Source organism: Bergeriella denitrificans NBRC 102155, assembly GCF_001592185.1.
In the GTDB taxonomy this organism is placed as follows: Bacteria; Pseudomonadota; Gammaproteobacteria; order Burkholderiales; family Neisseriaceae; genus Neisseria; species Neisseria denitrificans.
This window is the reverse complement of record NZ_BCWL01000061.1, coordinates 1-10000: the sequence shown is the minus strand read 5'-3', so window position 1 is coordinate 10000 and position 10000 is coordinate 1. Positions and strand designations below refer to the sequence as shown.

The 10000-nt window shown below is 52.0% G+C and carries 8 protein-coding genes; 1 reads left to right on the top strand and 7 read right to left on the bottom strand.

Annotated elements, in window-relative coordinates; all coding sequences use genetic code 11:
* Nucleotides 1-141: 141 nt before the first annotated feature.
* The 7 genes from glyS to glyQ form a co-directional block, all read right to left on the bottom strand.
* Entirely contained in the window at nucleotides 142-2205 is a 2064-nt protein-coding gene (gene glyS / locus BDE01S_RS05075) for a glycine--tRNA ligase subunit beta (protein ID WP_066078166.1), read from the bottom strand.
* 343 nt (nucleotides 2206-2548) lie between these two features.
* Nucleotides 2549-2845 carry a virulence RhuM family protein gene (locus tag BDE01S_RS05070; RefSeq protein WP_066078163.1) on the bottom strand — a complete coding sequence of 99 codons (297 nt, stop codon included), beginning with the start codon at nucleotides 2843-2845 and terminating at the stop codon, nucleotides 2549-2551.
* A 112-nt stretch (nucleotides 2846-2957) separates the two neighbouring features.
* Nucleotides 2958-4454, bottom strand: coding sequence for a glycosyltransferase family 4 protein (locus BDE01S_RS05065; protein ID WP_066078162.1), 1497 nt, complete (start codon nucleotides 4452-4454; stop codon nucleotides 2958-2960).
* A gap of 11 nt (nucleotides 4455-4465) precedes the next feature.
* Nucleotides 4466-5212, bottom strand: coding sequence for a glycosyltransferase family 2 protein (locus tag BDE01S_RS05060; protein ID WP_066078159.1), 747 nt, complete (start codon nucleotides 5210-5212; stop codon nucleotides 4466-4468).
* A 72-nt stretch (nucleotides 5213-5284) separates the two neighbouring features.
* A complete protein-coding gene (locus BDE01S_RS05055) occupies nucleotides 5285-6121 on the bottom strand; it encodes a glycosyltransferase family 2 protein (RefSeq protein WP_066078156.1) in 837 nt (278 codons plus the stop codon).
* Between the two features lie 55 nt (nucleotides 6122-6176).
* On the bottom strand, nucleotides 6177-8027 hold the full coding sequence (gene msbA / locus BDE01S_RS05050) for a lipid A export permease/ATP-binding protein MsbA (RefSeq protein ID WP_066078153.1): 1851 nt from the start codon (nucleotides 8025-8027) through the stop codon (nucleotides 6177-6179).
* 94 nt (nucleotides 8028-8121) lie between these two features.
* The gene (gene glyQ, locus BDE01S_RS05045; RefSeq protein ID WP_066078169.1) at nucleotides 8122-9027 is read right to left on the bottom strand and encodes a glycine--tRNA ligase subunit alpha; all 906 of its coding nucleotides are present in this window, start codon (nucleotides 9025-9027) and stop codon (nucleotides 8122-8124) included.
* A gap of 194 nt (nucleotides 9028-9221) precedes the next feature.
* Here glyQ and BDE01S_RS05040 point away from each other — a divergent pair, with 194 nt between their 5' ends.
* Nucleotides 9222-9932, top strand: a complete 711-nt coding sequence (locus tag BDE01S_RS05040) for an OmpA family protein (protein ID WP_066078150.1) — start codon at nucleotides 9222-9224, stop codon at nucleotides 9930-9932.
* Nucleotides 9933-10000: the final 68 nt, after the last annotated feature.

Genomic DNA, 10000 nt, shown 5'->3' with positions numbered 1-10000 from the left:
GGCGAGCCAACGCCGTAGCAGAAATTCAGTTCTTCGACTGTATCAAAACCGGCCTACCGACTACATGATGATGTGAAATGAATAACAAAAGCCGTCTGAAAACCTGTGTTTTCAGACGGCTTTTTGCCAAACAACCGGGGCTTATTCGCCCAGCAGCGCAATATCCGCCACCGCGTTCATTTGCTGCGCCAGTTGGTTCAACAAATTCAAGCGGTTTTGTTTCACGGCGGCATCATCGGCCATCACCATCACTTTGTCGAAGAAGGCGTCGACTTGCGGTTTGATGGCGGCCAGCTCGGTTAAGGCCGTCTGAAAATCGTTGCCGGCAACGGCGGCGGCGATTTTCGGCTGCAGGGCTTGTGCGGCGGCAAACAGGGCTTGCTCTTCGCTTTGCTGCAACAGGGCTTCGTTGACCGCGCCCAGTTCGGCGTCGGCTTTTTTCAAGAGGTTCTGCACGCGTTTGTTGGCGGCGGCCAGTGCGGCGGCTTCGGGAAGCTGCTTGAACGCGGCCACGGCTTGCAGCTTGGCTTCCAAATCGCCCAAGCGGTCGGGGCGTTGCGACAATACGGCGGCGACGATGTCTTGCGGATAGTCGTTTTGCAGCAATACGGCCAAGCGCGCCTGCATGAAGTCGGCCACTTCGGCGACGGTGTTTGCGGAGAGTTTGCCGGCGGGGAAGGTGGCGTAGGCGGCGTTTAAGACATCGCTGATGCTCAAATCGCTGTTCATCAGCATACGCAGGATGCCGAGCGCGGAGCGGCGCAGGGCGTAGGGGTCTTTGTCGCCGGTGGGAATCAGGCCGATGCCCCAGATGCCGATGAGGGTTTCGAGTTTGTCGGCCAGCGCGGCGGCGGTGGCGGTTTGGCCTTCGGGCAGCGCGTCGCCGGCAAAGCGCGGGCGGTAGTGCTGCTCGATGGCGTTGGCGATTTCTTCGCTTTCGCCGTCGAGGCGGGCGTAGTATTTGCCCATCGTGCCTTGTAGTTCGGGGAATTCGCCCACCATTTCGGTTACGAGGTCGGCTTTGGAGAGACGGGTGGCGCGTTCGGCGGTGGCGGTGTCTGCGCCCAGGGCTTTGGCGATGTAGCCGCTGATGCTCATCAGGCGGTCGAGGCGCTCGGCCTGGTTGCCCAGTTTGTTGTGGTACACCACTTGCGAGAGCTTGGGCAGGCGGCTTTCCAGCGTGGCTTTCTGGTCTTGCTTGTAGAAAAATTCGGCGTCGGAAAGGCGCGCGCGCAAGACGCGCTCGTTGCCGCTGATGATGTGCGACGGATCGGCGGTTTCGAGGTTGGAAACCAGCAGGAAGCGGTTCATCAGCTTGCCGTTTTGGTCGAGCAGCGGGAAGTATTTTTGGTTTTGCTGCATGGTCAGAATCAGGCATTCCTGCGGCACTTGCAGGAAGTGTTCTTCAAAACCGGCTTCCAATACCACCGGCCATTCCACCAGCGCGGTAACTTCGTCAAGCAGGGCTTCGTCGGCGGCCACGCGGGCGTTCAGACGGCCTGCGTGTTCATTTAAGGCCGTCTGAATAGCGGCTTTGCGTTCGGCAAACGAGGCAACGACTTTGCCTTCGGTTTTCAGGGTGTCGGCGTAGCTTTCGGCGTTGGCAACGGTAAGCGGGCCGTCTGAAAGGAAGCGGTGCCCCAAAGTGGTGTTGCCGCTTTGCAGTCCGAGCACGCTGACATCCACCACATCCGCGCCGTGCAGCACCACCAGGCCGTGCACGGGGCGTACGAAGGTGAAAGTGCTGCTGCCCCAGCGCATGACTTTCGGAATCGGCAGTTTTTTCACCGCCTGATTGATGATGTCTTCCAAGAGTTCGCCCAAGGGCTTGCCGGTTTGCGTGTATTCGTAGGCATAAACGTCTTGCTTGCCGTCGTGAATGACTTTCAAATCTTCGATTTTCGCGCCCGCGCCGCGCGCAAAACCTTCCAAGGCCTTGGTCGGCACGCCGTCTTTCATGCCGGCCGCTACCGCCGGGCCTTTTTTCACAATCTGCTGGTCGGCTTGTACAGGTTTCACATTTTTAACCTGCACGGCCAGGCGGCGCGGCGAGGCGTAAGCGTTTACTTCGGCCGCGCCGTCGAGCAGCTGCGCTTTTTCCAAGCCTTCGGCTACGGAGGCGGCAAAGGCATTGCCCAAAGTGTTGAGCGCTTTGGGCGGGAGTTCTTCGGTGAGGAGTTCGATTAACAGGGTTTGGGTTGTCATGTTTGGCTTTCTTCTCAATAACAAGCGGCTGCGCTTTTTCGTATGGCGTGATTATAGCGGATTTGGGGTTTAAACGGAGGCTTGCAGCATATGCATCATCAGGCGGATTAAGGTGTCTTTTTGTTTCGGGTCGGATTCGGCTACCAGCAAGGTCAGTAGGGCGTAGGTCGGATACCCCTGAATCCGACATGGTTTGGAATGACGATAAACGCCCTTTATCCGGAAGCTTTTGTTGGATACAGGGGTATCCGAAAAAGCAATATGCAAAAAATGCATATTGCTTCTGCCGACCGCCCCGTTACTTTCTATGACTTAGAAACCATCATCTCGGTAGGTTACCGCATCAAATCACCGCCCTACAGACTACTGAAATTACGGCATCTAAATTATAGTGCTTCAACTGGCGGGTTACATTACGTTTGCCTTCTTGGTGAACTACCGAGAAATCCTCGGTAGTTGCCTGTTCGCTCAATTCCTCTTCAGAAAAAATGTTTTTTAAGTGGAGGCTGATATTGTCGGTGCTGGTGTCAAACAGCTGCGCCATCTGCGCCTGCGACAGCCAAACGGTTTCTTGCCCGAATCTGACTTCGACCTGCGTTTGGCCGTCTGAAGTTTGGTAGATTTCAATCGGGTTGGTCATGGTGTTTTCCTTTATTGTTTTCATTGGTCGGAATGTGTATTTTCAGACGGCCTTAAGTTGGAATAAGGCCGTCTGAAAATAACAACCATTAAAAATAATTTCGTTCGGTTCTTTAATGATTGGAAAGGACTCGGAAATCTGAATAAATCTTTTTATATTCATCCATGGGTGCAACAGGAAAATAGTGGTTTATAGATTCGAGCGTATTAATAAAACTTTCCCAACTGTGGCGGGTCGCTAAAATATCACGGCTGTATTGCCAAGAATTTTGCAGTAATCCTTTATTGCCAAGAACATATTTTATCTTGACTAAATTGTTTTCAAAGGTTTCATCATCCCAAAGCAAAGTATCCGTATGGATAAGCTCCCCGATACCACCCACATCATAAGATACTACCGGTAAACCATTAGAAATTGCTTCAATTAATACATTCGGTAATCCGTCATATTGGGAAGTGTATAAGAAGGCTGCGTAGGATTGCGCTTTGACAATATCGGCAAAAGAATCGTATTTGCCAAAGTATTTGACATTTTCGAGCTCTTGCAATGCTTTCAATTCTGCTTTGCATGCGCGGTCAGATTCTCCATATACATGGAATTCATACTCTGGCATGGCTTTTGCGATTTTATACAGCAACTCAGGACGCTTTTGCTTAGCGATGCGGCTTGCCCACAAAATGGGTGCTTTCTGTTGGACTGAGGCAGCATAAGGCAAAAGTTTTCCCAAAAAGGGAAAATATACGGGCTTGGCAAAATCAGTCAACCCCGTCAATTTGCTTTGCTCTTTCGGGTACCATTGGGTGTCGCAGAACACATTTTCCATAAAGCGGAATGTTTCGGGCAGATAGCTTGCATAGCCAAAGAAAATATTGGGCTCGTACTCATCCTCGCAGAATACGCTGGCAAACAAATGTTTTCCCATTGATTTTAATTGGCAGCCGTATTTTTTAAATACTTCCCAACCTAAGGCTGAATTAATATTGTGAATCGTTTGCACAGGGATCTGTAGCAAAAGCCGCGCCAAAAGTTCGGCAGATTTGTGATGGTTAAGATTGCTCGAAAAATCTGCAAAATTCAAATGGGTTGCTGAATCCGGAAGTCTGTTCAGCCAGCTTGATTCGGCTTTTTCAGTTGTAATCAGTAAAATTTTAAAGCCTTTTTCATGGTGAGAATTGATGTGGTGCAGCAGCCCTAAATTCGCGCCGCCGCGTTTGAGCCAAGGCGCAAGAAAAACGGTATCAAAATCCAAGTTGCCCAAATGTCTCAAAATAAGGCCGTATGCTTCACCGTAACTGTTGTTTTCCAGATTCGGCCACGGCGTATAGCTGTGTTGGGACAGTTGATTGACAAAGTCTCTGCTGGGTTGCAAACCGGGTTCGATTCCGCCCAACTCTTTCAACTCATTCAATAAAAAGGCATTCAGGTTGTTGATGGGCTTTTCTTTGGGCGGCTTCGGCCACCATGCGCGGTTTTCTATTTTATGACCGGCACGCAGTAGCCTGTTTTTTAAAGGTGTTTCAGGAAGGCATTTCACCAAAGGCTTAAAAATCGTTTTCCAAATGGCCCGAACAATGGATTTAACCATTGATTTAAAGTGTTTTTTCTTCATGTTATATCACTTTACAAATTAATATTTAAGAAAAAATCAGACGGCGGAATAAAGGAGTTGAATTGCAAATGCTCCTGTAGCATCGAATTGCCTCTGCGTCGGTAAAAAAGATAAGTTTGTTGCACTGGCTCAATGTTGACACCCTTTGAAACGCAACGCAAATTAAAATCCCAATCCTCAAAAGCAAATCTTGTTTGTTTGCCGATTTTTTCGTTATACGGATTATGCTTGAAAAGATCTGTCGGACCAAAAGATGAAGAAACCCAATAATGCATATTCATCATTTGTGCCTTGGGAATCATTCTGCTTGGCACGATAGCCTGAATCGCAATATGGTTGCCAAAATTGACGACATGGGACGGCATACATAAGACTTGATTCTTATGCTGCTGTTGAACCTGAAGAGCATTGTTTACCCAGTTGCTACTGAAAAAATCATCTCCGTCGATAAATCCGACGTATTCAGTACGGGTATGGTGGATACCCGTATTGCGGGCAGCAGCCAATGATGCATAAGACGTTTCTAAAATTTGGTCTTTATCGCTACCATATTGACTTACAAAGTTTTTCACAATTTGTGCAGTCAAATCTTCCGCACAATCCAAGACACAAATTAAATCGACGCGGTTCCCAAAACTTGCAGAAAAATCCCGAATGCGCTGAAAACCCCAAAGACTTTTTTGCGCATAAGCTCCTTCATTATGAAAAGTCATCACAATGGTTGCGGGCGGTAAAGCAACTGATGTAGTAAGACTCATTTGTTATCCTTTCATGCAAAAAAATCGGTTTTGCTGAGAAAAATAAATATAGCCGTTTTTTATTTAAAGTGGTTATCTTTTTGAAAACATGTTTTTCAAATTTCGAACCCAGTTTTTAATCCGTATGACGATGCGGCGGTTGTATCTGCTACGGTAGTAGTTCAAATCATGAATCAGATGATAATAACTTAAGCCGGATTCAATAAATTTCTGACTGTGCTTGATATAAACATGCTGCCAGCTCTCGCTAAGTCTGGTTTCATTGCTCAGTAAATCATTTGTTAATGATGAGAGATCATGTCGTTTGCGGTAACGGAATAATATATCAGGCAGGGTGACAGCATTTCCCCCTTTTTCCAATATCCTGATCCATAAATCCCAATCTTCATGGGAGTAGAGGCGCTCATCAAACCCTTCTGCCGTCTGAAAATCTTGAGTCCGATGCATGGCAATAATCGGAATATGATTCCCTTCTAATAATTTATCCAAACCTCGGTATGGTAGCAGTGTCCACAGCCCGCTTTCTGCGCCGAAAAGCTCAGCCTGCGGATAAACCAGCTTGCAATCCGGGTCGTGCTCCAATACGGCAACGGCTTTGGCAATGTATTCGGGCAAGATGATGTCGTCGGCATCGAGAAACAGGAAATATTGGCCCTGCGCCAAGCGTGCGGCATGGTTGCGCGCGGCGGATACGCCTTGGTTTTCTTGATGTGCGTAGCGGATATGGGGCTTTTCGGCCAGCAGATTTTGCAGATAATCGCGATGCTCGGGCGCGGAGCCGTCGTCGATGATAATGATTTCGACGGCGGGGTAGGTCTGCTGCTCGACGGAAGCGACGGTTTCGGCAATGTATTCCTTGCAGTTGTAGTAGGGAATCATCACGGAAACAAGCGGGGCTGCGGTATTCATAATCGCTCTTCAAAGATATGGCGCATTTTTCAGACGGCCTGAGGCCGTCTGAACATTACTCGCCTGTTTTCGGCATATGCTGCAGGGCGGCGTAATAGCCTTGTTTGGCCAGTAATTCGGCGTGCGTACCCTGCTCGATGATTTTGCCTTCGTCCATCACGATGATGCGGTCGGCTTCTTCGATGGTGCTCAGGCGGTGGGCGACGATGATGCTGGTTCGGCCGTGCATCAAGCGCTCAAGGGCTTGTTGGACAAGGCGTTCGGATTCATTGTCCAGCGCGCTGGTGGCTTCGTCGAGCAGCAAAATCGGCGCGTCTTTGAGAATGGCGCGGGCGATGGAAACGCGCTGGCGTTGGCCGCCGGAGAGCTGGCTGCCGTTGGCGCCGACGGGCTGGTGCAGGCCGTGCGGCGATTTTTCAACCAAATCGAGCAGGTTGGCGGCTTGAAGGGCGGCCAATACTTCGGCTTCGGTGGCTTCGGGGCGGCTGTAGCGCACGTTTTCCAAGAGTGTGCCGTCAAACAGGAATACGTCTTGGGATACCAGGGCAAATTGCGCGCGCAGGTTTTCCAGCTTCACATCGGCGATGTCGGTATCGTCTATCAACACGCGGCCGGCGGCGGGCTCGACAAAGCGCGGCAGCAGGTTGACGGCAGTGGTTTTGCCGCTGCCGGAGCGGCCGACCAGGGCGATGCGTTCGCCGGGGCGGATATCGAGATTGAAGTTGTCGAGGGCTTTGCGGTGTTCTTCCTGATAGCGGACATCAACGTTTTCAAATTTCAGACGGCCTGTAATCCGGCTCAGGGTTTGTTTGCCGGTGTCTTTTTCGGGCTGCTCGTCTAAAAAGCCGCACACGGCATCGGCAGCCAGAAACATGGTCTGCATGGGGATGCTGATGTTGGCCAGATTTTTAATCGGGCTGAGCATTTGCAGCATGGCGACGATAAAGGCCATAAATTCGCCGATGGTGGTGTAGCCGTTTTGGCTTTGCCACAGGGCGATGAAAATCACGACTGCCAGGGCGAACGAGGCGATTAATTCGCTAAACGGCGAGCGGGCGGCGGTGGCCTGGGTGATTTTTTTGCCGAGGCGCACGATGGTGTTGTTGATATCAGCAAAGCGGCTGCGCGCTTGGTTTTGGCCGCCGAAGAGCTTGACCACGCGGTGGCCTTGGTGGGTTTCGTTTACCACATTATTCAGCGTGCCGATACTGAGCTGGGCGCTGGAAATGATGCTTTTCAGGCGGTTGCGGTAATAGCGGGAAAGCAGCGAGAGCAGGGGAAACATCAATACCACAATCAGGCTCAGCTGCCAGTTGAGATACAGCAAAACGCACACCAGGCCGATAACAATCATGGTGTCGCGCGTCAGGGTGATAAAGACGTTACTGGCGCTGCTGATGGAGGCTTCCGCCATCTGCACCATATTCATCAATACCGTGCCGGGCGGGTTTTTTTGGTGGAAATCGGAGGAAAGCAGCAGCATTTTGTCGAACATATCGCGGCGCAGATGGCTGATGGCCATCACTGATACCCATGTCATCAGGTAGGTGCTGGTAAAACGGCAGATACCGCGGATTAAGACCAGGCTGATAAAGAAAACGGGTACGACCCATACTTTGCTTTCCGTACCCCAAATCAGATAGTTGAACTGGGCTTTCCAGTTTTGCAGTGTGGCGATGATGCCGGTGGCGTCGCTCAGCTCGGGCGGGGCGACGGGTGCGGCAAAGCCTTGGTTGACAAGGGGGGCGATAAAGGCGGCGAGGTAGCTTTCGGTGGCGGCTACGCCGACAATCGCCAGGAGCGCGCAGACAATGCGGGCTTTATACGGCTTGACGTAGCTCATCAGGCGCATAAAGCTGCGGGTGTCGTCTTCGGTAAAGAGACCGAATGTGAGTTTTTCTATCATGTGGGTTTGCCGGTGGAGGGGTTACGGGTTTTCAGACGGCATGGCCGGATACGGATATCCGGCCTGCGTGTTGGGCGGCAAAGGCCGTCTGAAATCAGGCTGCTTGGTTTTTCAGCAGCGGGAAGCCCAGTTTTTCGCGGCTTTCGACGAATTTCTGTGCGACGATGCGGCTCAGGGTGCGGATGCGGCCGATGTAGGTGGCGCGCTCGGTCACGGAAATCGCGCCGCGTGCGTCCAAAAGGTTGAAGGTGTGGCCGGCCTTCAGCACCAATTCGTAGGCGGGCAGGGCGAGGCTGGTGTCTTCGATTTCCAGCAGGCGCTTGGCTTGGGCTTCGTAGTGGTTGAATTGGCCGAGCAGCCATTCGGCATCGCTGTATTCAAAGTTGTAGGTGGATTGCTCCACTTCGTTTTGGTGGTACACATCGCCGTAGGTCACGGCTTGGCCGTCGGGTGTGTGCGACCAAATCAGGTCATAAACGTTTTCCACGCCTTGCAGATACATGGCCAAGCGCTCGATGCCGTAGGTGATTTCGCCGAGCACGGGCGTGCAGTCGATGCCGCCGACTTGCTGGAAATAGGTAAACTGGGTCACTTCCATGCCGTTAAGCCACACTTCCCAGCCCAAGCCCCATGCGCCGAGCGTGGGGTTTTCCCAGTCGTCTTCCACGAAGCGGATGTCGTGTACTTTCGGATCGATGCCCAATTCGCGCAGGCTGTCGAGATATAAGTCTTGGATGTCGGCAGGCGCGGGTTTGAGGGCGACTTGGAATTGGTAATAATGCTGCAGGCGGTTGGGGTTGTCACCGTAGCGGCCGTCTTTCGGGCGGCGGCTGGGCTGCACATAGGCGGCATACCACGGCTCGGGGCCGAGCGCGCGCAGGCAGGTGGCGGGGTGGGACGTACCGGCGCCGACTTCCATATCGAAGGGTTGGATAACGGTGCAGCCGCGTTCGGCCCAGAAAGTTTGCAGTTTGAAGATGATTTGTTGGAAAGTCAGCATGGTGGTATTCGGCATGTCAAATATAAACGGAAAATAAGGCTTTTATTTTACTGGTTTGGCAGGGGTTTGAACAGTTTTTGCGGCGGCGTAAGGGTAAAGGCCGTCTGAAAATATCTATCATTAGGTTTTTATGACGGATTTTCGGTATAATGATTGTTGGTTTTCATTTTACGTTTAAAAAAAGAGGAAAGACGATGTCTGACAATAACGATCATAAAGAACAACGCTTGGGCTTGTGGATTGCCGGCGGCGCTGCGGGTTTGGCTGTGGCGACGACGCTGTTTTTATCGGTATGGGGCTGGGAAACCGGCAAAATCGAAGGCTCGCCGGATTACGGTAAAGCGGCTTCTGCCGAGATGGTGGAAGTGGCCGGTGTGGCGGAAATGGGCGATGCGTCTGTCGTGGAAATGGCGCAGGCTGCCGATGCAGAGATGGCAGCGGCCGATGATATGGGTATGACCGACGCGGCGGCGATGGACGGTGCATCCGACGATATGGCGGCGGGCGGCGATGCCGCTCACGGCGCGGATGCCGGTATGGCGGCTGCTGAAGACGGCGCTGCTGCCCAAGAGGGCGACGGCTCTGCGGTGGTGGTGGAAAACGGCATTGTGAAATTCTACTTCGCCAGCGGTAAATCCGACTTGGCTGCGGGCGCGGAAGAAGCGTTGCAGGAAGTGTTGGCCGGCGTGAAAGAAGGTAAGAAAGCCATGGTATCCGGCTTCCACGATACCACCGGTAATCAGGCGCAAAACGAAGAGCTCTCCAAGCAGCGTGCGTTTGCGGTGAAAAACGCGCTAATGGGCTTCGGCGTGGCCGAAGAGCAAATTGAGCTGCGTAAGCCTGAAAACAGCGAAGGCAGCGGCAACAACGCCGAAGCGCGCCGCGTGGAAGTGGTATTGGAGTAAGATAATCGGCGCGGTGGGTTGATGTTATAGTCGTAGAACTTAAATCCTGCTACGGCGTTGGCTCGCCC

What these genes read in the sequence shown, in the direction of transcription:
- glyS (WP_066078166.1), bottom strand. Translation starts at nt 2,205, where the DNA reads ATGACAACCCAAACCCTGTTAATCGAACTCCTCACCGAAGAACTCCCG.
- BDE01S_RS05070 (WP_066078163.1), bottom strand. Translation starts at nt 2,845, where the DNA reads ATGACCAACCCGATTGAAATCTACCAAACTTCAGACGGCCAAACGCAG.
- BDE01S_RS05065 (WP_066078162.1), bottom strand. Translation starts at nt 4,454, where the DNA reads ATGAAGAAAAAACACTTTAAATCAATGGTTAAATCCATTGTTCGGGCC.
- BDE01S_RS05060 (WP_066078159.1), bottom strand. Translation starts at nt 5,212, where the DNA reads ATGAGTCTTACTACATCAGTTGCTTTACCGCCCGCAACCATTGTGATG.
- BDE01S_RS05055 (WP_066078156.1), bottom strand. Translation starts at nt 6,121, where the DNA reads ATGAATACCGCAGCCCCGCTTGTTTCCGTGATGATTCCCTACTACAAC.
- msbA (WP_066078153.1), bottom strand. Translation starts at nt 8,027, where the DNA reads ATGATAGAAAAACTCACATTCGGTCTCTTTACCGAAGACGACACCCGC.
- glyQ (WP_066078169.1), bottom strand. Translation starts at nt 9,027, where the DNA reads ATGCTGACTTTCCAACAAATCATCTTCAAACTGCAAACTTTCTGGGCC.
- BDE01S_RS05040 (WP_066078150.1), top strand. Translation starts at nt 9,222, where the DNA reads ATGTCTGACAATAACGATCATAAAGAACAACGCTTGGGCTTGTGGATT.